Here is a 23414-nt window from a genome sequence, read left to right as displayed (position 1 = left end):
GAAATAGATTTAAGTTTCGGTATTTGGTCTTCCTTCAGTCTGGCTAAATACCTTTTTTAAGACTGAATTTTGTTATCTAGTCGCGGATTTCGATTAGATAGTCATGGATAGATAAGGGGCAAGGAATGGTTACGTTTCTGGTCAAGCGCCTGTTTCAGGCACTGATAGTGATGTTTGTGATCAGTTTGGTGGCGTTTGCCATTCAGGATAACCTGGGCGACCCGTTGCGTGAGTTAGTCGGTCAATCTGTTTCAGAATCGGAGCGTCAAGCGCTGCGTGATGAACTCGGCTTAAATGATCCCTTCATTACAAAATACACTCGCTTTGTGGGCGCAGCTCTACAAGGTGATCTTGGTACTTCATATTTCTTTAAACGCCCAGCTGTGGACGTAATCTTAGATAAACTAGTAGCAACGCTTGAACTTGTGTTTGGCGCTTCTCTGATCATTGTTTGTCTGTCGATTCCACTTGGCGTTTATTCTGCAATACACCCAAAAAGCTTCTTCACTAAACTGGTGATGGCGGGCAGTAGTATCGGCATTTCTGTGCCTGTTTTCTTAACCGCAATCATGTTGATGTATGTATTCTCTATTGAATTAGGTTGGCTGCCGTCGTTTGGACGTGGTGAGACCGCAAACTGGTTTGGTTGGGAGTCTGGCTTCTTAACGATAGATGGCCTTGCGCACTTAGTACTGCCGAGTATTGCTCTAGCATCTATCATGCTGCCGCTATTCATTCGTCTAGTACGTTCTGAAATGCTAGAGGTTCTTAGCTCTGAATACATCAAGTTTGGTAAAGCAAAAGGCCTAGCGCTGAACAAGATTTACTACCAACACGCTTTGAAAAACACAATGCTGCCAGTATTAACGGTAGGTGGTGTTCAAATCGGTACTATGGTGGCTTACACCATTCTTACTGAAACTGTATTCCAGTGGCCAGGCACCGGCTTCCTATTCCTTGAAGCGATTAACCGAGTGGATACACCACTGATTACCGCATACGTTATCTTCGTAGGTCTTATCTTCGTAGTAACGAACACCATTGTTGACTTGCTATACGGCATCATTAACCCAACAGTGAACATCACAGGGAAAGGAGCATAATCATGGAACAAACAACAACAGCTCCATCTCGTTGGGAGCGATTCAAGCAGTCAGATATTCTGTACTACTTCTTACGCGACAAAGTGGCAATGGTCAGCTTTGCCATCTTTGCAGCCTTCTTAGTGATGGCACTCGCGGCACCGATTTTAGCGCCAACAGACCCGTATGATGTGACGTCTATCGACATCATGGATTCAGAGTTGCCACCATCTTGGATGGAAGACGGCGAAGAACGTTTCTTACTGGGCACTGATGAGCAAGGTCGTGACATCCTATCGACCATGCTTTACGGCTCTCGTCTTTCATTGACGATTGGTTTCTTGGCGGTTGGCCTTCAGCTGACTCTAGGTATCATCATTGGTCTGTCTGCGGGTTACTTCGGTGGTCGTATCGATAGCTTCCTGATGCGTTTTGCCGATGTTCAGCTTTCGTTTTCAACCATGATGGTAGCGATCATTGTTTCGGCTATCTTTAAGGCGAGTTTCGGTAGTGACTTCTACGCGCAATATGCCGTTGTTATGCTGGTGGTGATCATCGGTATTGCCGAATGGCCACAGTATGCTCGTACTATTCGTGCGTCGGTATTGGCAGAGAAAAAGAAAGAGTACGTAGAAGCGGCGCGTGTGATGGGCTTCAGAGCACCTCGCATCATGTTCCGTCATATTCTGCCTAACTGTTTATCGCCAATTTTGGTTATCTCAACGGTACAGGTGGCAAATGCCATCATGTCAGAGGCGGCACTTTCTTTCCTAGGTTTAGGTCTTCCGGTAGACCAACCGTCACTCGGTGCCCTGATCAGTACTGGTTTTAACTACATTTTCTCAGGAGCATGGTGGATCACGGCATTCCCAGGTGTGCTTTTGGTAACATTAGTTCTAGTTATTAACCTATTAGGCGACTGGTTACGTGACGTGTTTAACCCTAAAATTTATAAAGGGTGATAGCGCGGTTTGATTTTTAGAAAAAAAAGTCACTAAACTAAGAGCCGTAAGCAATTACGGCTCTTTTTTTGCTTAATGGATCTGGAACTTAGTATCATTGATACTGTCAATAATACTTAAAATGGAATTCATGTTTTATCGACATCTATTCGGTAATAATCAACCCGTAAGGGTTTAAGTGGTGGTTATGAAATTGACAATGAATGCTGTATGTCGTGCTGTGATGAGAAATTATCGTATGGGGCTTATCGCTGCATCCCTTTTGGTATCGAGCCAAGTTAGTGCAGAATCGGTTCTATGTGATGCTACTCAGGCAAGCACCAATCAATTACCACAGCTAGAGCAGTCATGTCCGATTGGTAAAGGAGTTTGGGGTAGCAAGGCACCTAAACGTCATTCAGATAACGAACTGTTCTGGGTTCAATGTGGCCTGCTGAACAAGCCTTTGTCACTGAGCCGTGCAAAACCTCTATATGAAAAGATCTCGACCAACGTTTGGATGAAGCCGGAAGGCGGAGATTACCGTTGCTTAATCGGACCTTACTCTACCTTCTCTGATGCGAGAAAAGACCTAACTCAGGTACGTAAGGTTCCTGGTTACGGTGAAGCCTTTATTCGCATGGTCGACAAGTCGAAAACCTCGTCACAACCTATTGTGGCAAAACCAGCAGAGCCAAAAATGGTTAAGCCCAAGGCTCCTGCAAAAGTAGAAGCTAAGCCTGCCCCGAAACCTGTGGCTGCTAAGCAAGCCGCGGCGGTAACGAGTACTGCAGCTATTCAGACTCTACCAAGCGGTAACGCGAGCTCAGACAATGATCTAGAGATCGAGATTCGCGTGAAAGCAGACGTTGCGGGTAGCCAATATGCGATACCTTACCTTCTAGATCATCAACAACAGTTCTACATGGAGCAAGGTAAGCCTTGGAGTCGCCTAGATTACGCCAGTGCTGAGTTAGTGTGTAAGCAGGTCAACATGAAGCTGATGACTGAAAAGCAATGGCAGAGCATCTTAGGTTCGAAGGTAATGGAGAAACAGAACTGGCCAATGCACCTACCTTACTGGGGCGCAGATAAGAAAGGTCTGTTTACCAACGGTAACGTAAACCAATTGAAAGGCTCTTCATTGCTCAATGTGATGTGTGTGAAATAACTCCGACATGCAGTAATACCAAACAAGCCTCAGCTAAAGCTGGGGCTTTGTTATTTTTAAATCTTTCTTTTTCAATGTTGGTCTAAGTTGTTGATGTTTATTTCTTCAAAACGAATTTGATTAAATATCGTTAAAAGTTGTTCAAATAGAGCCGTTGATGCGTAGAAAACCATAACTCAAGCAATAAGGTGATTGAGATTATGAGTTTGAAAAAACGATTAGAAGACGTGGCTCCGCGCTTCGAAGCGGGTGGTAAGTACGAAAAGCTTTACCCAGTGTATGAGGCTTTTGCGACCATCTTTTACACGCCCGGCAACGTAAACCGCGGCATAACCCATGTTCGAGACAGCATAGACCTCAAACGCATCATGATTCTGGTGTGGCTAGCAACTTTTCCCGCAATGTTCTGGGGTATGTACAACGTAGGTCAGCAAGCCGTGATGGGTTTGACTGCTACCTATTCTGGCGCCGAGCTAGCCTCTATCATTGACAGCAGTTGGCGCTTATCGTGGGCGTTTGGTAGTGCTGACGCTATAGTCTCCAGTGGATGGGGAAGCCAGATGTTTCTCGGTGCTCTCTATTTCTTACCCGTTTATGCCACGGTATTTGTGGTTGGTGGCTTTTGGGAGGTGTTGTTTGCTGTTGTTCGAAAACATGAAGTTAACGAGGGTTTCTTTGTTAGCTCGGTGCTGTTTGCACTAATCCTCCCGCCAACCATTCCGCTATGGCAAGCCGCATTAGGTATCACCTTTGGTATCGTTGTTGCCAAAGAGCTGTTCGGAGGGACTGGACGAAATTTCCTTAACCCTGCGCTCGCAGGTCGGGCTTTTCTCTACTTCGCTTATCCTGCCAACATGTCGGGTGGCTTAGTATGGGTTGCCGCTGACGGCTATTCAGGCGCGACACCGCTGAGCCAATGGTATGAAGGCGGTAGTTCGTCACTCATCAACAACATGACAGGTGAGGCGATCACTTGGATGGATGCCTTCATCGGTAATATTCCAGGTTCGATGGGCGAAGTGTCTTCATTGCTGATCATGCTAACGGGTGTGATTCTGATTGTGATGAAGATTGCTTCTTGGCGCATTGTAGCAGGTGTGATTGTTGGTCTGGTGGTGACGTCGAGCTTAATGAACTGGATTGGCTCAGAGACTAACTCGATGTTCTCGATGCCGTTCTACTGGCACTTCGTGTTGGGTGGTGTTGCATTTGGTACCTTCTTTATGGCAACGGATCCGGTTTCCGCGGCGTTCACTAATCAGAGTAAGTGGGCTTACGGGATCTTGATTGGTGTAATGACGGTCGGTATCCGAGTGCTCAATCCTGCTTATCCAGAGGGCATTATGCTCGCTATCTTGTTTGCTAACCTGTTTGCTCCGCTGTTCGACTTTGTCGTGAAAGAGCAAAACATTAAACGCAGACAAAAACGCACTGCACGATAATAAATATGACCCAAAAGAAAAAGGCTTGCATTAGTGCAAGCCTTTCTATTTTTATCACGACTGATTTGAAGTTGATTTAACTCCACTTCAAATCAATCTCGAACGGTTGTGTGCTACCACAGTGTTCACCACACATTTCGTCATAAGCACTGTTATGAATTAGAGTTGCCGACGCCACACCTTGATCACTAAAGTGGTCACGTGCTTGATTGACACTCAAAAATTTCATTGGGTGCTGGTGGTCGTCTTTAATTAACTGCTTTTGCTCACCAACGATTTGGTAAGCCAAGTAAATCCCGCCTTCAAATGATTCAATTAGTAGATTCATCACAAACTCCATTTTTCTAGTTAGGTGGATATTGGTGTTACGTCGAATCGAGAACCAAGGTTCAAAGCGGGCATAAAAAAAGCAGTCCCAAGGACTGCTTTTTTAAGGCTAGCGCATTTTAACCGCAGACTCTAAAAGCACTGAGCGGTATTCATCATTCAGTGCTGCATTCTTTTTCTTTCGAGCCATACTCATCTTTTGGGTTGTATCAAACTTAAACAAGTTGAGGGCTATTTTCCTTAACGCATTAAAAGCCAACGCGCCATTTCCTTTTCTAACTCGGCATTCATCTTCTCTGAAGGTCATGTCTAACATCCAGTGCATACTCTCTACTTGCCAATGACCACGGACAGCTTTAAGTGCTTGTTCTGCATCTAATTCCAGTGAACTGATATACCAACGAGTCTCTTTGCTAACCTTGCCTGTTATGGAGTGCTCGACCTCAGAAGTGATTTTAATAATGCTTCTAAGTCCCTCCCACTGATATTGTTTAGTCAGCCATTCTTTATCAACCACAAGGTGCTCACAGTGTCGCGTCTCGATTCGACCATGTCCTGCGTCTACATCCGTGTGTTGAGCATCGTTCTTCTCGGTGAATTGCTCTCGACACGCCTTATGCCACCAAGCTTCTAGCTCTGCCTGCATCGTTGAGTGATTCCCTTTTAGGGCCAAGACATAGTCCGCTTTGCTTTGAACTATTTGTTTGGCAATCTTGCGCTGACAACCCATCGCATCGAGTGTGATGATGCAGTTCTCTATATCAAGTAAGGTTAACAATTTAGGAATAGCGGTTATTTCATTGCTTTTATCGTCAACGGCGGCCTGACCTAAAACAAGTTGGTTGGAGCAACTCCACGCACTCACCGAATGAAGCGGATTTTTTCTTCCGCGAGTATCGAAAGAGTGGCGTGCTGTTTTGCCATCTACGGCAATGATATCAGTGCCTGTCGTTTGAACTAGCGTCTTCATCCACGACTGAAACGCTTGCTCAATCTCATCTGCTCTGAGTTTGGTGATAACTTTTGTAATTGTATCGTGACGAGGGATGCCATTGAGGAATGGACGGTATTTACGAAGCCAATCTAAACGATTATGGCCGAAATCTTCGATGTCCTCCCAGCCCTCCGCGCCAGAAATCACCGCACTAATAGCAAGTAAAAGAATATCTAAGAGTTGGTGTTTTTTACATCGTTCAATGCGAGGGTCAGCGATGTTTTCGAAATGCTCTAGAAACGAATCAGACATGGAAAAGGCTCTAAATGGATAATAGTTACCAGATCTGATCCCTTAAATTAGGAAAAGTTCAAATTTATAATGATCTTGCCTTAACTGCTTTTTAAAAGTATCAACTAAAGGTGTTGATTAACGCATAGTTACACTGTACCAACACAGGTGGCTTCTGAAATAAATCTGGAAAGGCAAAAAGGAAAAGGTATTGGTGCCTTTTCCAGAAAAACCGACTTTTGAATCAATTTTTCCTAAAAATATTAGATTCACTATATCACTTTCCAGAAATTTCACTATAGGTAACAATTCTATTTTTACCTGTCCTAAAATCATTTTTGCCCTCACCATTGCAAGTGGCAGCGTGAAGTCTAGATATAATTCCAATTTTAATCTGATAGAAACTCTACAAGTCACAGAATCCAATTTCACATATGATACGCTACTGAATGCGTTTGATTTGGTTTTAGTAAGGAAATTAATTGTCGATGATTACAACTAGAAAATATCAGAATGAAAAGCCTGTTGATACTGACTTATTTAATGGGCAGGGGCACAAGCAAGTTGCCAAAGCGATTGCCAGCGTACTGATATCTGATAGTAGCCAGCACATCATCGGCATAGAAGGTAACTTGGGTTCTGGCAAAAGTACTGTAATCAGTATTTTGCAGCAGCAGATTGAAGATAGAGGTTTCCACGTAGTAACGTTTGATGCTGACCAATATCATAATACGCTCAAACCAGCGTTAATACAGAGTATCGAAACTGAGCTTGAGGCTTTAATCGGAAAAAAAGACAAATATCAGCTAGCCAAGCTTGGAAGCGCTGTCGAGATAGCACTCGGAAAACGTCTTGAATACACGAAAAACACTACCAGCCATATATCTCTCTCGGCCATCATATTTGCTTTTTCCTTGGGTGTGTCTGCTTTACAAATAAAGTCCTCACTCAAGTTTTTGGCAGAGCTTGCTAAGGGTGTTCCTAGCTTAGACATGTTAAGTGGGTGGTTGTCTATCGCTTTATTCACTTCGCCTCTATTAGTCTATATAGCTTTAAGAGTTTTTGGATGTAAAACTCGTTTAGGTGACCTAGTGAAGCGAAATAGCACCGACACAATCAGTGAAACTGTCGATGTGAACCGAGAAGTTGGAGCAATTGAACTTAAAGAGGCTTTCGGGACGTTTTCCAACCTCATACCGAAAGGAAAAACTTTGTTGTTAGTGGTCGACAATATTGACCGTGTATCACCTGACACTGCTCGAGAGCTTTGGAGTGATATAGAGATATTGACCTCTCTTGGTAGCGAGCGATTTCGTATTTTGCTTCCATATTCAGAAGAACATTTAGCCAAAGCCCTTGAGAAAAGCGCTGTCGATGAGAGTCAATCTGGCAAAGAGTTTATAAGTAAACGTATTCCTGTTCCATTCTCAGCTCCTCCCATTGTTACTACAGGGTGGCGACGCCAGTTTGAGGTGTATTGGAACGAAACCCTTCCAGACATAAAAGGACAAGAAGGTGTTAAAGATCTAATCGAAGTATGGGCACAAAAAATTACTCCTCGCTATCTAAAAAGTATCGTGAATCGTATTGGAGCTAAGATAGATAGTTGCCCTGAGCCTAACGAGCAATTAAGTGGTGTTTCATGTGCTGCTTATCTTATGGCAGTAAGGGACAACAAAATTACGGTTAATAGGCTTCTAAGTGATCCAAAAAGTGGTAAGTATAACGATGAGAACCCATCTGATATTGAGCGAAAACTTAAAGCCACTCATAAGCTACTTCTTAAGTTCGGTGGAGAGAAGGGGGAGTGGACTAAGCAAGTAGCAGCACTCCACTTTCAGACATCATTTACGATTGCACAAAGTGAGTTGATAGCTGAGCCGATTCGGACAGCGCTAAAAACTTATGACGCAGAGATGTTGGTAGAGCTTAGCTCATTACTTGGGTTTGATGTGCTATTTAGACAGCAACTAGCGGTTAAAAATGCAAGTGATTTAGTCAAAATAACAGACTCTTTAATTCAGGTAGACAATGGTACTGAGATTGTTAAAAAATACCTCAATGACATCAATCATGAGATCAAACACTCTGTAATTGAAGATTATGATTTTGATGAGGATTTGATCGAGAGTTATCGAAGCCTTCAAAGTAATGGCGTCAGTATAGATCGTAAAATAATCAATGAACGTCAAAAGCAAATTACAAAATCCATTAGGAAAATATGGAGGGTCATGGACTCTTTAGAGTCTCCTTCGGACATAAATGACGCTGAATATCAGTGGGATGACCTCGAAAAGGCAATTAAACAATGCTTTGCATTCTATCTGGTTACAGGCATATCTCCATATTTTGTCAATAAACCAACTAGTTCCTTTGTTGTTAATGCGCTCTTCCCTATTAAAGAGCAAATTAAAGAATGGAATGTACTTAAACTTATACAATCGTTGGCTACAGGTGACCTTGTTATTGCTGCATCTAAGCGTCAGAAGCTACTGGAGAGTGAAGATGCTATCTTCTCGGTGCTATTGGAGAAAAAGCGTATTGGTGATCTTGAGGAATTGGGTTCTGAAGACTTTTTAGCTGATATCAACATAAATTCGACTGAAGAGGACGTACTGATAACCACGCTTCCTTTTACCAATCAGTGGAATGAACCTCAAAATAAGACTTGTTACCAGCAATTAGTTAGTGGACTTGAAAGCCATAAAGGTTCTGGCTCTTTAAATGAGGCTACATTAAACGCTTATACTGCTATGTGTGCAGCGTCTTTAGTCAACGAGCTAAATCCGACAGAAAATGTAACAGTTAGGCGACCGAATGGTCAAAATTACCATAAGCAGGCTGCTGTATGGCTGTCAGAAAAATTAAAAGATCAACCTGATTTTTCTCAACACTTAACGGATTACCTAAGCTTTTGTAGGTTCGACAAAATTATAACTTGGTGTAAAGATACTACTGTAGGCAGCTATCTACTACCTCATCTAGAGGAACTTATTGATAATCATCGCATCAATAGAATGAATGTTGGTTCTCTACTAACTGGTGATTATGTTTTTTTGAAAGAAAATACTGAGAATTTAACACCAAAAGAAATTTTGAAATGGATGGAAGGTTGGCATACCCGCGCTAAGGATCCTTTGAAATGGGATCAAACGGTTGTAGAAGATATTATCCAGTGTAAGTCATCCCCATTCTTATCTGTACTTAGTAAGTATTTTGATAATCCCAATGTTACGAAAGAAGATTGGGTGGAAAGAGCCAAAGAGAATCATCCGGTATTCAACAAAGTAGCTCATTACCTTCACAGTAATAGCTGTATTTTGGAGTGTCAAAAAACGCTTCAACAAGCCCTCAAAGTTTTTCCCGAAGGGCACCACAATTACAGTGTAGAGTTGGTACAAATACTGACTCACCTTATAGATGGAAATCAGAGAAACGGAATGCGAATAAGCCTGACGTCTACTTTCTTTAAGAGTGATACGGCTCTCGAAAAACGATATCGAATAATCAGATACTTTGGTTCGCTAATCAACATGCCGACTATCAACGATAGTGCGCTAGAAATTGAGGTAACAGCGTTACTCGATGACTCGATTAATAATGGTCACAAAGATGAAAGGGATTGGCTATTGGAACAGCCTGTTGATGGGGCTGGTTGGAATATAACCCAATGGTCGCTAGATGGCCTGAACGCACTTTATGATGTTTTGAATGATCATCCTGATATCAAGAAAGGTAAGCTAACAGCAGCTGTTGCTAATAGAGTTAATGAACTTAAAGACAATGATAAGGCTGATAGCGCGGCTTAGTAAAAGAGCCAGAAGTAGGTGCCTTGCTTAAGTGAATCTTATATCGATAGATTGGCATGTATTTCGCTTTTTTTTAAGCGAGGCCTACCCTTTAGAGTTATTCATATTTCAGTTTTCTCATAAAGAGCTAATCTTTGATTGTGCGAAACTCATTTTTCCAGAACCTTCCATAATTGGCACTTCGTAACCCTGAAGTGCTTCTTCCCGCATACAGCTTGTCTTTCCATGTGTTAATGACTCTATCGGAGGGTTAGCCTTTGAACGATGGCATCGACTGCTTCTGCACTGTACGCAATGATGAAAAATTGGATTGGCTTCTCCGTACATTACCTACTCGTGAAGAACCATGACTCAAATGCCCTTGATTACTGCGCACCTCGGATTGACTGTTAAGTTACGGGAGAAGTGTGCGTGGACAAATTTTTGATAATGTTAACTACTATATCCCGTTAGTCTAAAATGGCTTTGGTAAAAAGGTGCTTTGGGATTCGCGAACATCTTTAGTAGTGACGCTTTATTTGCGATGAATACTGACTGTGTATTGTTCCCTTGCCGTGTCGTCAATACGGTACGTAGAGAATAGGTCACATCAATATTTAAAGGAGCAAGTGAATCGCAGTTTACAAACCATAACAACGATTTTTTGCTTCCATTTTCGATAGCTTCAAGAAAACCTAAATTTTCTTTTGCGGATAATGCAGTCGCAGCATTGCTGTATTCAGAAAAGTCCAAATAGTGAACACTGATATCTTTCTTTTCGGCAATTAGGGTGGCAACTTTAATGAAATCTGGGTGGATTATTGACGAATCAGCGGTAGAGATTCTAAAGTCCATATCCCATGCATTATGCACAAAAGTTTCAGGAGTTATTTGATGTTCATGAAGGGTGCTTTTTTTGTTCTTATTCAATCTAAACTCTGGCTAGGTTGTATTGGTTACTTTAATAGAATAAATCATGAGCAGCCAATGTACCATCAGCTATACTGAGATCCGCATTTGTGGCGTTTACCTAGCATTGCTATGACTCAACCAGTACAGGTGGTTCCTGAAATTTAACTACTGCTGAGAATCTGACCTAGAGATAGAGCTTATTTTTAAGTGTGACTCTCGAGCCTGTCTCAGTCTCTAAATTCTACTTTCTTTGTTATTTGGCGTGGATGAGTAGTTAGTCAGCTCCGAAAGTAAGATCCAGTACTTCCCGAAAGTAAGATCCAGTACCCCCGAAAGTAAAGAACTTTCTACCCCAACAATATCATCTAGCTCTCGTTGTTTAATTTTTTTTAATGTTAATAATCAATTGTTTAAGCTTAATGTGTGCTATTTTTTAACTTGTGGTCTAACAATTGAACTAAAAGTTCATCTGTATCGAAAGTCAGATTTAGATAAGTTTACCTGTCAATCAGGTGGGTTATTGAACCTTTGAATAAGAAGGTTGATGAGGTGAGGTTAATATCATCTTATGATTTGGTCGAGTTTGAGTTCATATAAAATTGAGGAAGCATGTTGAGTCAAACGTTTAGCTATGGCGGTTAGTAAGTGTACAAATAAATGAATAAGTTGCTAGAGCGTATTAAGAGGCGCTCCAATTGGCTTTTTGATAGTTGTACAAGGCTAGCTATCAGCTTTGCTGTATTGATTTTGTATCGGGAAATTACCACTTTCGCATATATGCACTCTTTGCTTAAGGTTCACATTGCTGAAGATTTGTAACTTGTAGATGAAGCTCTTACAGACCGAATAGGAGAGTACGAGGGTGACTCTCCTAGTCATCTCATTTGAACTTTGATGCAAATATGTATAGAGATCGCTTACACTTGATAGGTTGCAAATAAGTGTGATATAGATCTTGTTTTTACTTTCCTCGTTAAAATTTATTTGGCTAACTAGGGATGCTCTATATGTGCCCTCTATGAGCCTCTACGTGGTTTTTCGTCAAAAATGAGCATACATTCATGTTTGACAAAACTTTTAAATGAGAGAGCTTTCAGCTGCCATATTGATGGATTTTGAGCATCATTGGTTGACACATTTAATAGCAAACGTATAATTCGCGTCCTCGTTTTTAAGCATTTGACCTAAACGTAAATTGGATTTAGATTAGTGCTGTACCAACATTGTTATAACAGTGGTTGTTGGAATTAGTTCCAATAAGGTACACAAATTTGGCCTTTGGCTTAGTAACCCAAAAGGCTATCTGAAGGGAGTGAGACCCCTGATGATGTAAAACAAGGTCTGTTTGATATTACACAATCAAAACGACTGAAAACAATGTAGCCTGCCAACCAAAAGTGGCGGGCTTTTTTCGTTTCTTCTATTTGGTGTTGCAGCTGTATATAAGCACATGTTATAATTAATAATGTTCAATAGATAATTCGGTTTTATATCTAATTTGAACACCCTGCCTACTAAGCAGGGATATAATTTGGGGTCGAATTCTCTCACTCGACTCGTGTAAATATAGGCCAACTTTTGGAGGGTATTTCCCTATGGCATTTGTAAACCAACCTAGTCTGAATCGAGTAGGACACACAATCGTTAAGCTAACAGATAAGCAATTCTCTAACTACAGTTCTCTTTGGAGAGCACGTAAGCTCGGAGAGCTATCTAAAACAGCTCAGTTGCTCAAAGCAATTTCTGATAACCCTCTCTCACAGACCAATGCACTGCGACATATAGTCGATTGTAGTAACGTCCCCGACCTAGTTGGCGCGATCAATAAGAAGTTAATGAATAAGGGGTACATGGTTATTCGGTTAGACCCAATTGGTGTAGCACCGAATGAGGACTTTCATTACTGGTGCTTAGTTGAAGCACCTATTGTGAAAATTCCTGTACAGATGTCTTCTAACGATCCACTACTGAACTAAAAAGTAACTTTAGATTTAAGCACTACATAGAGTAGTGCTTTTGTCATATCTAAAATTCTGCTTAACAATTGAGTAGATTTCACTCTTTGCCTCTTACTCTTGATTTAATTCACCTAGTACTATTTGCAAAGGTAGGTTCTACCTAGTTTCTTTGTGCCTCCGCTCGTTTCTCATCATGCTATACAAGTCCCCGTACGACAAACTATCTGTATTTCTCAGGTGTAGATTGAAGTCTGTTGTAGCTATAAGTGCATATCGGAAATGGTAGAAAACTTCTGGTACGTAAATATTACGTATAGGGTTGACATGGGGAGGGAGTAGCAGTACATTGAGATGGTACGTAAATAGTACGTAAATAATAAATGCGAATAATTAAACGATCGTAGTTTAAAAGTAGCAAAAACAAAAACAGAAAAAGAGGATATGTACATGGCAATAATTAACATTAGGAGCTTTATATGCGTAGAGTTGCAATAGATAAGGAGAACATATTACCCATTAATTTATAGAGATAGGCATATGACAACATTATGTAATGAAAGGGTTGAAAAACCCGCAAGATTAGATTTAAAGACAAACCAATATTTCAAAGCTCAACTCGAAGAAGCGGCTGCTTTATCTGGGGTTAATTTGACGGCATTTATACTATCGGCTGCTGCGGAAAAGATTAAAGAAGTAAAAGAGTTCCACTCTCATACTGTTCTAGAATCTAATGCATTTGAACGATTGTCTGAAATCCTAGAAAGACCACAGCAAGTAGTTACTCCTGAGATGACAGCTTTATTTGCTGAGGAGAAACTAAAATATGGTAAGCCAATGTAACCCTGAAAATGCAACAAACACTATTACAGCTCACCCTTACAAGGGTACAAAGAACCTGAATGGTTCTAAAAAGTTTAATAGTGGTCACAAATTGATTGATTCTTACGCCCAGAAGAATCTAAGAGCTCAAGCGAAGTCACCTGGCTCTGGAGTAACAGTGCTACTGGACAACGATGATGAAGAAAAACTGGCTGGATATTTCACAATTACAGCCCACTCTTTATGTCGCTCTAACTTTGCTAACAGCAATTCTGATGTTGGGAAGACTCCACTTATTCCTGTAGTACGCCTAGTCATGCTAGGGGTTGATAAAAAACATCAAGGAAAGGGTCTAGGTAAACGCCTTATGCGTCTTGCCCTAGAGAATACCAAGCGTGTTGCTTTAGAAATCAACTGCGTAGGTATGTATCTAGAAGCTGATTCCGATGCGGTAGATTTTTATTCAAAGCTAGGCTTTGAAGCCTTAACTGAGCCGCACGAAGATACTGGGAACGTACACATGTTCCTCCACTTAGACAAAATTCCAAACTAATACATAGAATATCGAGTGTTCGTTATTTCTCTTGGACTCCTTTTTAGGGAGTCCTTTTTGTTGTGCGCCGAGCATGGCGTTGATCTAGGAGGTGAAAGTCCTCTACGGGCTCAGTCGAGCGAGAACCGTTAGCCTATGCAAGGGTGTTCACCGTGAGGTGAAATCTGAAGGAAGCAAATGGCAAAACTTGGTTGTGACGAACAGAAATCTGATAGTAGGTCATTACAACTTGGGCAACCTAGCAATAGATAGAATAGCCCGATGCCTCGACGGGAAGTGTGTAGTGATAAATCAGGCACGGCCAAGGGAAAGAGCAACGTCTTACCTCGGGAGATCTTATTACTTGTCTCGATAGAGACTAATACAGCAGCGATGCGGTATGACGAGCAATAAGAAGTCAGCAGAAGGCATAGTACCTTAAGGAAGTACAACTTAAGGGAAGGCCCGAACTGAATATATCAAGAAGCAGTCACTAGACACTCAGTCATGTGGGGTCATAGCAAGATGAAAACCATCTCTACGTCCCAATGGGCGATACAGCAAGTAAAGCTCATGGTGATGAAGAATGACAAGCATGATTGGCGTAAACAGGAGGACGAGTCTTGGTGATCTCAACGTCGTTGATGGAGCAAATCTGCTCTTCAACCAACTTGAATCAAGCTCTACGAAGAGTGAAGAAGAACAAAGGATGTGCAGGTGTCGACAAACTCGACATAGATGCGACTATCTCAACACTTCGACAGGCTTCAAATGGGCAAGCGCTTCGCCAGAGTCTTCTGGAAGGAAGCTACCAACCTCAACCGGTACTTGGTGTAGAAATCCCTAAACCTAGTGGTGGCGTAAGGCAACTAGGTATCCCAACCGTGCTTGATAGAGTTGTCCAACAGGCAATGACCTCAGTACTGTCAGATATCTATGACCCCAAGTTCTCCAATAGCAGTTACGGATTTAGACCAAACCGCAGTGCGCACCATGCATTAACGGCAGCCAGTCATTACATCCGAGAAGGTCGAGGTTATGTTGTAGATATCGACCTAGCGAAATACTTCGACACAGTGAATCACGATAGACTGATGTACAGACTGTCACAGGACATCAGTGATAAACGAGTGTTGAAGCTCATCAGGTTATATCTACAGGCAGGCATAATGCGAAACGGGATGGTTGAACAGAGACAAAGAGGGACACCACAGGGTGGACCATTATCCCCGTTGCTATCCAATATCGTATTAGATGAACTGGATAAAGAGTTAGAGCGCAGAGGGCATAAGTTCTGTCGATATGCAGACGACTGCCAAATCTACGTTCATAGTGAAGAAGCCGCTTATCGAGTTAAAGAGTCGATAACGGAGTTCTTGGAGCAAAAGCTGAAGCTCACGGTAAATCGAGAGAAAAGTGGTGCGACAAGAGTGACAGAGCGGACTTACTTAAGCCACCGCTTCGGGATAGATGGAACAATCCATCTATCGAAGGCAGCACAAACTCAAATGAAGAAGCGAGTGCGGCAGATAACGAAGCGAAACCGAGGGCGAGAGTTGCAAGCAGTCATAGCGGAATTAACTCAATACCTAAGAGGTTGGCAACACTACTTCAAACTCGCCATAGGGAAAAGCAGCTTGCAGCGCTTAGACGAATGGATACGGCGACGGCTGCGATGTTACCGCTTAAAACAACGCAAACGCAGATACGGCATAGCGACATGGTTACAACAACAAGGTGTAACGGAGCGCAATGCGTGGAAGGTAGCGATGTCAGATAAAGGGTGGTGGCACTTGGCCTTAACGCCGCAGATAAATCACGCCATGCCAATAAAATGGTTCGAGGAGTTGGGCCTGTACTCATTGCGAGATGGGTATGAGTCACTGAAAATATATTCGGAACCGCCGTATGCGACCCACGCTTGTACGGTGGTGTGAGAGGACGGAGGCCGTGAGGCCTCCTCCTACTCGATTAATAACACGCTAGAGAGCGCGGATGGGTATATTTTTTTACTATTTGATGGCTATAACCTTACTGCGCTTAAGCTCCATAAGTTGCTCTTTTAGTTCTGTGTTTTCATATTCTAACTCACTAATGCGAGCTAATGCCTGAACTAGCTTGTCATTGAGGTGGTGTTGAGCTGCTGCGAATAAAGCCAGTTTTTCCTTTTCAGATTCAAACTTTTCTTTGAAGTTTTGCTTGATACGTTTTTGTTCGTTGAGCTTAATGCGCACGCTCTGAATCTCTGGTTGTACATAGTCACCCTTGTCTTCTGCTATGTCTGCCTTACATTGCTTTACCTTTTCAACAAACTCAGGGTAGTAGTAACCACTGCCATTCCCGAGATTAGCCTCCTCCTCCACAGCCCTGACACTGAGTTTACGAGAGGTAGGTATTCGATTGGGCTTACCTTGAATTATTCGCTGTAATGCCGTTTCTAAGGTGGTTAGAGTGCTTTCACTTTTCCCCATTACAAGTTCCCCGTGATTCTTAGCTCCGCTTCAAAAGGCGAAAACTCCATATCAAAATCAGACATTACATTCTCTGCCGCTCGTATTTGAGTGATGTAGTGGCTACGTTCGCTGACGGAAATATCATTACCTAATGCCATGTAAGCAACTAAACTACGGTGTTTTTTTTGCCACCACTTTGCTTGTTGCTCATCAATGATACTACTGCCAGAGCTGCAATCTACGCAGAATTGAGGGGTAACCACTCCGTCCATATCACAATCGTAGCCTGATTTACAATAGCTATGGGCTGTGCCATGGAGGGTCAACTTTCCATCTTTGACGGCTTTATAAATTATGTCCCAAGAGCTATAGATGTGTGGTGTATCACCTCGCATCTTTAAAATAGCTTTTCCATGTGAACCTGATAGTTTTTCGTCTGAGTGCCATTGCTGAAATATCTTATTGGCAATCATTCCGGCGTTAATATTATCTAGTGTTTGCTGAATATTTTTATCTGTCGTTAAATTCAATAAACTGGCTACTCGGCCTCCATTTGTATACCACTCAGTCATTGTTAGATAAAGGTGCTTAAACTGCTGCTTTAATGCCACCACAGTACTGAGTCTCTTCTGTATGCAGTAAAATGCCAATGTGCGTCTAAATTGGTGTGTAGTCATAGGCCAAGGTTGACCTACCTTGACTTCTTTATTCACTCTTGCAATCGAATTAGGATTTGATCTAATGCACTCTTGGTAGTCTTCATTGGTGACAATAAAGTTAAACTGTTTGCAGAAACGTTTTAACCGATGATTCCAATCGGTAATGAGCTTAGGGCGTTGTGAGCGAGCACCGTGATTTACCCAGAGAGAGTTAGTATATGCGTCATCGGGATATTTAGTATTCTTACGCCAATGTTTCGTCAGCTCTGACATCAATTCAATCGCCTGTTTAGATGAAGAGGCTGTAACCCATGTCTCTCGCTTTTCCCCTAATTTGAAAGTGTGAGACTGCAACATGTGAAATGTACGACCTTCAAATACATCCATGTAATAGCTATTGGGGGTGAGCTTATCTAACTCTGAATCGCGCATGCCACTAAAACCGCCGCAAATGACGTAGCACGATGTAATAAGTTGCCCTAGATAACGCTGAAATTCACTACCATTTCTCAGCGGAACCCCTTTAACTTTTTCCCTCAATGGGGCAATTATGTCTTTCGGATTTTGAGGTTGATTGTCTGTAATTGTTAAAGCTAATTTTTGGTGCTTAATTTCATCTCTTTCGTCCATAAAAGCGAAAGTGCGACCTTGTTGTATTTTTCGCTCAACTTTTGCCTTCCCTTTTAAATAATTGCTTTGAAGATCAGCTTCTACATCGGCAATTATTTGCTTATGTGGCAAAGCAGCATTTACTAAATCTATCGCTTTACCATAAATGGAATCACATAATTTCTCTGGGATGACAAGCGTTTGCTGCCCATCTCTATCGCTTATTGCCTTGGTTCGAATAGAGGATTGAACTAGCATTAGTCCTAAATTGAGTTGATGCCAAGGTTCTAGCCAGATGCTTGCATTGATGGCAATAAATGCTTTTCTAACAGTGCTTTGTGAGTAGTTTTTTGATTTCAAATAATCTTCAAAATTCGACCAGTTTACAGGGTCGGAAAGTGCTCCTAGTGACTCTAACTGGTTATTTCTCAAAAACTGACAAGCTATTTTCAGATCCGTTAAGCGAGAGTGGCATCCTGTGAAACTCAGAGCTTTTCGTCCTCGTGGGTTTTTATTAAATAGCCACCCAAAAGCGAGGAGTTTCATTTCCAGTTGTAGCTTTGGGTGGTTGTTCCAATGATTAAAGTCCAAGCTGTTTTTCTGTTTATTTCTTGAAAAAGGTATGCAATCCCAGCGATTATCTCCAAAGGTCGCAGTCACATTCCCGTAAGAGTCCTTACAAACAATCACTCGGTAGAGCTCTTCCAACTTACCACTATGGTAAAGATCGACAACATCTATATCCTCAATCTCATGCTCTTTGGGGAAGTCTAAAATGTAGAGTTTAGAAGTATCCATTATGCCTCCCTGCTTAATGGTTGTGGAATAAGCTCAAGAATTGATTCGCTATCATTCCACAAAGGGTGATAACCATCATTCAATTTGGATTCTGCTTGTTTCAATATGTTTGTTTTCAGGTGAGGAAGTATCTTTGTCTCAATAAATGTCACAACTGATTCGAAATTTTTCCGATAATGGTGGGCGTCTAGGTGAAGGTAAAGTGATTCTTCAATACATGCTTTAAAGGATAATAGGCACCAGATGTCATTCACTGCTTGGACAATAACTTGGTCAGGGCAACCAAAACAACCTAACAAATCTGCACATGCCAACTTCTCTCCTTTTTTGAGTAGACCTCGACTTTGTGCTTTTCTCGTATATTTCTCTGACTTCTTTCCAAATGGCGTGGCGCAGACACTCCCACTCGGTGTACGACTTAAATTAGGGATAGAGGTCTTATATTCTTCTTCAACTACCAATACATCGATTCCTAAGTTCGCTTGGGCATGCTTGGCATCGGTTTGGCTTTGTATTTGTTCCTGCCTGATGGATAGGGCGTCTTGCAACATTCCATTATTAGTATGTTTGTTGCCCTTACTGTAATGACGTTTGCGAATCTTTTGGGTGTTATTTATCATCATGTCATTAACGAACTCGCCTTGATGATAAGCGGTTAGTTGAGCCCCTGTTTCTCTGAATCGGCTAACTACAGGTCGCAACCTTCTCCCTGTTTGATCTGTGAAGGTGAAATATTTTTCAACCCAGTCTTTTAAAAAAGAATTGAGGGTTGTACTTTTTATCGGTTGTGTTTTATTTTTCACCACCGTTTTAAGTAGTAGGGCACCTTCATCATCGTTAAGAATTTTTGAAGCGTGTAGAAGTTTATCAAAGAAGCTCATCGCATATTTTGGTACTTCTAATATGTCATGTCCCCCCATTTCTACTTGAATAGTTTTAAACGCGCGACGCTTAAAAGCGGGCATGGTGTACCAAACTTCATCTAGAGATGTTGAGACATTTTTAGGTTGCTTTAACTTAAATAAATCCCCTGTATTGGTATAGGTGTAATACGCTAAAAGAAATGTGCCTGCGCACATCATTTTTGATACACCACCACATAATTGATAACTCTTCCCTTGCCAAGTAAAAGACATGGTTCGAGTACTATTTCCTACTTTTATATGCTTTTCAGGTTGATTAACAAATTGCTGATAAGTTTGGTTGAAAATACGTCTTAAAAACGGAAGTAGTTGGTTCAAATCACTACGAGTATAAGCTTGAAATGGCTCTGTATCTGCTCTCCCCATAATTGCAATGTTGTTAAAATAATCTCTTGGCAAATCAAGGTATCTTGTCGCTAAAATATTTAACTTTGAGCTAATCTGCGAGTAAGTGCTACGCTTTATTTCATGACACATAACGCGATTCTTCTGATATGTCATGTAACCTTCGATAGAAACTTTGGAGAAAGCTTCAACATCATTCTTGTCACACCACTGAAGAAAGTGTGACACAAATGAAAATAAAGCATAGAGTGTTAAGTGACTTTCACCCTCTTTGATTGCTTCATCGAACTGATGTTTTAATTTACGAACACATGTTTCACGATTGGCTATTTCAAAACTACCACTTTGTTGCAACTTACTAGTTGTTGCCCCCCCAATGACAAGTAGGCGGTTGAAGTCCGCAATTTGGTTGCATTCTGTTTCCAATTGAATGCATAGTTCTGGGTTCCAATTACTTAGGTAAGTCAGTTTACTCATTAACACCTCCAAGTGCTTCATGCATGATGGTGTCTAATATTCCAAACTTCACTTTAAATGCTTCTTTGCGTTGAAGGTAATGTACATACTTCCAAGTGGTGTAGTCGTTTCTGTGCCCCATCCAACCCATGAGTAGTCCTATACATTCTGAAGCAAGCAGTCCAACTTCAAGTAAGTCACTTAATCGGTACGTTGCATACGTTGAACGTAGATCATGAAAGCGATGAACGAATGAAGGGTTAATGTCTTTGATTGCAGTTCTTAATTCTGTCCATCTAGCTTCAATAGACTTAGCGGTAACAGGGTTGCCTTGCTCACTCACAAAAAGAGGCTCATGGCGCAGACACAGTTCAAGCCTTTCTATGACATCGTGTTTTAGGGTTAATGAGTTATCAGATAAGGACTCTAGCTTACGATTGAGTTTGTTTACTCGTTTAATTCTACGTTCAGAAGTCCGGTATTCATTAAGAGCGGTTAATAACTCTGATGATATTTCAATACGCCTTTGCTTTAGGTATTTCGTTTGCACACCTGTTGATTGTGGCGATAGAACTATTTCGTAACGATGCTCACTTTCAGCCAAGGGTATTGCTGTATCAAGGGCACTCAGAGAGAGCGTAGCCACCTCTTGAATTCGCATTCCCGTATCAATAGATATCAACACTTGAAAGCGTAATTCTTCTGATGCGCTAGGTAGGTGCTGTGTCAGGATATTTAGTGATTCACGAGTGAGTGGAGATAAAGGTCGAATGTTATTACTGCTGGCGTCCTTCGGTATTTTTATTCGCAAGTCGCTTGTTTCAACGGTGAACGTTGGTGATATGTGAGCCAGCATTCCAGTACTTTGGACGGATACAAACTCCATCTTAAACGGTGCTTCCTTTTCATCCTTTACGCGTAAGTAACCATCATGCATTAGCCACTTATAGTAATTGACGATTTGGTTCATACGAACACTGGCAGTGCTATGTGCCAATTCACCATTCTTAATTTTTTTTAATAAGTGAGATCGAAAAAGGTAAGTGGGCTTGAGCCTCTTGACTGGTGGAAATTGATCCCATGCCAAATCATTGTCTTCAAGGAATTGATAATAAGCGTGTAGAGCTTGAGCGCAAGGTGATAGGTCTCGTGCTGTTTTTACCGTTTTTAGATAGAAAAGGTAGCTATTAGCTTCATGGTTAAATATGCCTTCTTTTGTAAATAGAGTAGGCAAGGAACCAATATTGTTTTTGAGGGGAGAGCAGTGGAGGAGCCCATTGCTTGATGTGCGTAACTTTGTTTCTTTGAAAATATCGCTTGAATGTATGAGTGACGACATAAATATACCTAGAAAAGATCACTGGCTATGCATTGAGCATAGTCAGTGATTGGTTATTTTCCAGATTTACCTATGTGTGTAAGATACTTTTCCTACACTAACCTGTCATGGTAACGAATTCTTCGCTGCCCGTTGGGTGAATCGCCACAACAGAGTCGAAGTCTGCTTTGGTTGCGCCCATCTTCATTGCAACGCCGAAGCCTTGAATCATTTCATCAACAGTGAAACCGATGCCGTGCAGGCCAACTACAGTCTCTTCTTCGCCAGCACATACTAGCTTCATCTTACAAGGTTGACGGTGCTTGGTGACTGCTGTGTACATCGCAGTGAAGCCAGATGTGTAAACCTTGATGTTGTCTTTGCCGTATTGCTCTTCTGCTTCTTGAGTCGTTAGACCAATAGTGCCGATAGGTGGGTGGCTGAATACAACAGTAGGGACTAGGTTGTAGTCCATTTTCGCGTTAGTTTGACCGTTGAATAGACGCTCAGAAAGCTGACGACCTGCTTTAACTGCTACAGGTGTTAGCTCGATACCGCCTTCCATGATGTCACCAACACAGTAGATGCCAGGAACGTTAGTCGCTTGGAATTCGTCTACCTTGATGTAGCCACGGTCGTTTGTCTCAACGCCAGTTGATGCAAGGTTGATAGCATCAGTCGCTGGGTGACGGCCGATAGCCCAGATTAGGTGGTCAACGTTTTGAGTGTTGCCATTTTCTAGGTGTAGAGTCAGTGTGCCATCCGATTCTTTCACAACTTCTTTAGGCACTGAGTGCGTGTGAAGTGTTGGACCTTCAGCTTCCATTACTTCTACTAGCGTTTCGATGATCATTGGATCGAAGCTACGTAGTGGAGATTCTTTACGGCAGAATAGGTGTGTTTCTGTGCCAAGTGCGCTTAGAACGCCAGCGATCTCAACTGCGATGTAGCCTGCACCGATAACAGCAACGCGTTTTGGTTGCTCCATCAGGTCGAAGAAGCCATTTGAATCGATGCCGTATTCTGCACCTGGGATGTTTGGAATCGTTGGACGACCACCTACCGCGATCAGGATGTGATCTGCTGTGTAGTGTTCACCGTTAACTTCAACAGTCTTCTCATCAACGAACTTAGCAAAGCCTTTGATTACGTTTACTTTGTTGTTGCCTAGTACGCGGTCGTAAGATTGGTGGATACGACCAATGTACGCTTGGCGGTTTTCAACCAGTTTGCCCCAGTTGAAGCCTTTTACATCAACGTCGAAGCCGTAGTCTTCTGAGTATAGGTTGATAGCTTCAGCGACTTGAGCGCCGTGCCACATTACCTTTTTAGGAACACAACCAACGTTTACACAAGTACCACCAAGGTCTTGAGCTTCGATAAGTGCAACTTTTGCACCGTGCATAGCAGCGCGGTTTGCTGATGCGATGCCGCCTGAACCGCCACCGATACAGATGTAATCAAAATGAGTCGCCATTACTTTCTCCATTTATTGAAGGTTGTAGTCACAGTGAGAGCACTGGATACCTACGTCCTATAGATTCTTAAATTGTCTAATTATTATATTGAGGGCAGATCGGTTGAACTCAATCTCCCTGTTTAAAATTTATTCGTCCACATCACAGTCTGTCGAAGATTCTTCAGTCTATGATGTGG

Annotated in this window: 17 protein-coding genes; 9 read left to right on the top strand and 8 right to left on the bottom strand. The window is 42.0% G+C overall.

The window, feature by feature from the left end:
• Nucleotides 1-125 precede the first annotated feature (125 nt).
• From BCU34_RS22605 to BCU34_RS22590, 4 genes are all read left to right on the top strand, one after another.
• On the top strand, nt 126-1103 hold the full coding sequence (locus tag BCU34_RS22605; RefSeq protein WP_008218600.1) for an ABC transporter permease: 978 nt from the start codon (nt 126-128) through the stop codon (nt 1101-1103).
• A 2-nt stretch (nt 1104-1105) separates the two neighbouring features.
• On the top strand, nt 1106-2044 hold the full coding sequence (locus tag BCU34_RS22600) for an ABC transporter permease (RefSeq protein WP_017060135.1): 939 nt from the start codon (nt 1106-1108) through the stop codon (nt 2042-2044).
• A 187-nt stretch (nt 2045-2231) separates the two neighbouring features.
• Nucleotides 2232-3194: an SPOR domain-containing protein gene (locus BCU34_RS22595; RefSeq protein WP_102479793.1), complete on the top strand. Its 963-nt coding sequence runs from the start codon at nt 2232-2234 to the stop codon at nt 3192-3194.
• 200 nt (nt 3195-3394) lie between these two features.
• Nucleotides 3395-4636, top strand: coding sequence for an NADH:ubiquinone reductase (Na(+)-transporting) subunit B (locus BCU34_RS22590; RefSeq protein ID WP_102432226.1), 1242 nt, complete (start codon nt 3395-3397; stop codon nt 4634-4636).
• 76 nt (nt 4637-4712) lie between these two features.
• On the opposite strand, the gene BCU34_RS22585 is transcribed toward BCU34_RS22590, so the two are convergent.
• Together BCU34_RS22585 and BCU34_RS22580 are read right to left on the bottom strand one after the other, a co-directional pair.
• Entirely contained in the window at nt 4713-4976 is a 264-nt protein-coding gene (locus BCU34_RS22585) for a DUF6482 family protein (RefSeq protein WP_333918956.1), read from the bottom strand.
• A 96-nt stretch (nt 4977-5072) separates the two neighbouring features.
• Nucleotides 5073-6209 (bottom strand): ISAs1 family transposase, encoded by a 1137-nt coding sequence (locus BCU34_RS22580; RefSeq protein ID WP_108145208.1) that lies wholly within the window; start codon nt 6207-6209, stop codon nt 5073-5075.
• 467 nt (nt 6210-6676) lie between these two features.
• On the opposite strand from BCU34_RS22580, the gene BCU34_RS22575 reads away from it, so the two are divergent.
• Nucleotides 6677-9997, top strand: a complete 3321-nt coding sequence (locus BCU34_RS22575) for a P-loop NTPase fold protein (protein ID WP_102479628.1) — start codon at nt 6677-6679, stop codon at nt 9995-9997.
• Nucleotides 9998-10429: 432 nt separating this feature from the next.
• Here the strand turns inward: BCU34_RS22575 and BCU34_RS22570 are convergent, their stop codons facing one another.
• Complete coding sequence (locus BCU34_RS22570; RefSeq protein ID WP_240698070.1) at nt 10430-10906, bottom strand: hypothetical protein; 477 nt, start codon at nt 10904-10906, stop codon at nt 10430-10432.
• A gap of 1577 nt (nt 10907-12483) precedes the next feature.
• On the opposite strand from BCU34_RS22570, the gene BCU34_RS22565 reads away from it, so the two are divergent.
• The 4 genes from BCU34_RS22565 (at nt 12484) to ltrA (ending at nt 16134) form a co-directional block, all read left to right on the top strand.
• A complete protein-coding gene (locus BCU34_RS22565; protein WP_102479627.1) occupies nt 12484-12864 on the top strand; it encodes a hypothetical protein in 381 nt (126 codons plus the stop codon).
• 519 nt (nt 12865-13383) lie between these two features.
• Nucleotides 13384-13686 carry a DUF1778 domain-containing protein gene (locus BCU34_RS22560; protein WP_102479626.1) on the top strand — a complete coding sequence of 101 codons (303 nt, stop codon included), beginning with the start codon at nt 13384-13386 and terminating at the stop codon, nt 13684-13686.
• Nucleotides 13670-14218: a GNAT family N-acetyltransferase gene (locus BCU34_RS22555; protein WP_102479625.1), complete on the top strand. Its 549-nt coding sequence runs from the start codon at nt 13670-13672 to the stop codon at nt 14216-14218. Before BCU34_RS22560 ends, BCU34_RS22555 begins: the two co-directional genes overlap by 17 nt.
• Nucleotides 14219-14841: 623 nt before the next feature.
• Nucleotides 14842-16134, top strand: a complete 1293-nt coding sequence (gene ltrA / locus BCU34_RS22550) for a group II intron reverse transcriptase/maturase (RefSeq protein WP_170961338.1) — start codon at nt 14842-14844, stop codon at nt 16132-16134.
• 75 nt (nt 16135-16209) lie between these two features.
• Here ltrA and BCU34_RS22545 read toward each other — a convergent pair whose 3' ends face one another.
• The 5 genes from BCU34_RS22545 to gorA form a co-directional block, all read right to left on the bottom strand.
• Nucleotides 16210-16668, bottom strand: a complete 459-nt coding sequence (locus BCU34_RS22545) for a hypothetical protein (protein ID WP_102479122.1) — start codon at nt 16666-16668, stop codon at nt 16210-16212.
• Complete coding sequence (locus tag BCU34_RS22540; RefSeq protein WP_102479123.1) at nt 16668-18716, bottom strand: hypothetical protein; 2049 nt, start codon at nt 18714-18716, stop codon at nt 16668-16670. Before BCU34_RS22540 ends, BCU34_RS22545 begins: the two co-directional genes overlap by 1 nt.
• Entirely contained in the window at nt 18716-20461 is a 1746-nt protein-coding gene (locus tag BCU34_RS22535; protein WP_102479124.1) for a hypothetical protein, read from the bottom strand. Before BCU34_RS22535 ends, BCU34_RS22540 begins: the two co-directional genes overlap by 1 nt.
• A complete protein-coding gene (locus BCU34_RS22530; RefSeq protein ID WP_102479125.1) occupies nt 20454-21779 on the bottom strand; it encodes a tyrosine-type recombinase/integrase in 1326 nt (441 codons plus the stop codon). Before BCU34_RS22530 ends, BCU34_RS22535 begins: the two co-directional genes overlap by 8 nt.
• A gap of 97 nt (nt 21780-21876) precedes the next feature.
• Complete coding sequence (gene gorA / locus BCU34_RS22525) at nt 21877-23235, bottom strand: glutathione-disulfide reductase (protein WP_102479126.1); 1359 nt, start codon at nt 23233-23235, stop codon at nt 21877-21879.
• Nucleotides 23236-23414 lie beyond the last annotated feature (179 nt).

Source organism: Vibrio sp. 10N.286.45.E10 (assembly GCF_002874195.2).
Lineage (GTDB): Bacteria > Pseudomonadota > Gammaproteobacteria > Enterobacterales > Vibrionaceae > Vibrio > Vibrio crassostreae.
Note: the sequence above shows the minus strand (reverse complement) of the source record. Positions and strands in the feature narration are given on the sequence as shown.

Coding starts and splice junctions, on each gene's coding strand:
- gorA (WP_102479126.1), bottom strand. CDS start 23,235: ATGGCGACTCATTTTGATTACATCTGTATCGGTGGCGGTTCAGGCGGC.
- BCU34_RS22590 (WP_102432226.1), top strand. CDS start 3,395: ATGAGTTTGAAAAAACGATTAGAAGACGTGGCTCCGCGCTTCGAAGCG.
- BCU34_RS22540 (WP_102479123.1), bottom strand. CDS start 18,716: ATGGATACTTCTAAACTCTACATTTTAGACTTCCCCAAAGAGCATGAG.
- BCU34_RS22530 (WP_102479125.1), bottom strand. CDS start 21,779: ATGTCGTCACTCATACATTCAAGCGATATTTTCAAAGAAACAAAGTTA.
- BCU34_RS22560 (WP_102479626.1), top strand. CDS start 13,384: ATGACAACATTATGTAATGAAAGGGTTGAAAAACCCGCAAGATTAGAT.
- BCU34_RS22555 (WP_102479625.1), top strand. CDS start 13,670: ATGGTAAGCCAATGTAACCCTGAAAATGCAACAAACACTATTACAGCT.
- ltrA (WP_170961338.1), top strand. CDS start 14,842: ATGGAGCAAATCTGCTCTTCAACCAACTTGAATCAAGCTCTACGAAGA.
- BCU34_RS22545 (WP_102479122.1), bottom strand. CDS start 16,668: ATGGGGAAAAGTGAAAGCACTCTAACCACCTTAGAAACGGCATTACAG.
- BCU34_RS22600 (WP_017060135.1), top strand. CDS start 1,106: ATGGAACAAACAACAACAGCTCCATCTCGTTGGGAGCGATTCAAGCAG.
- BCU34_RS22585 (WP_333918956.1), bottom strand. CDS start 4,976: ATGGAGTTTGTGATGAATCTACTAATTGAATCATTTGAAGGCGGGATT.
- BCU34_RS22575 (WP_102479628.1), top strand. CDS start 6,677: ATGATTACAACTAGAAAATATCAGAATGAAAAGCCTGTTGATACTGAC.
- BCU34_RS22535 (WP_102479124.1), bottom strand. CDS start 20,461: ATGAGTAAACTGACTTACCTAAGTAATTGGAACCCAGAACTATGCATT.
- BCU34_RS22605 (WP_008218600.1), top strand. CDS start 126: ATGGTTACGTTTCTGGTCAAGCGCCTGTTTCAGGCACTGATAGTGATG.
- BCU34_RS22595 (WP_102479793.1), top strand. CDS start 2,232: ATGAAATTGACAATGAATGCTGTATGTCGTGCTGTGATGAGAAATTAT.
- BCU34_RS22565 (WP_102479627.1), top strand. CDS start 12,484: ATGGCATTTGTAAACCAACCTAGTCTGAATCGAGTAGGACACACAATC.
- BCU34_RS22580 (WP_108145208.1), bottom strand. CDS start 6,209: ATGTCTGATTCGTTTCTAGAGCATTTCGAAAACATCGCTGACCCTCGC.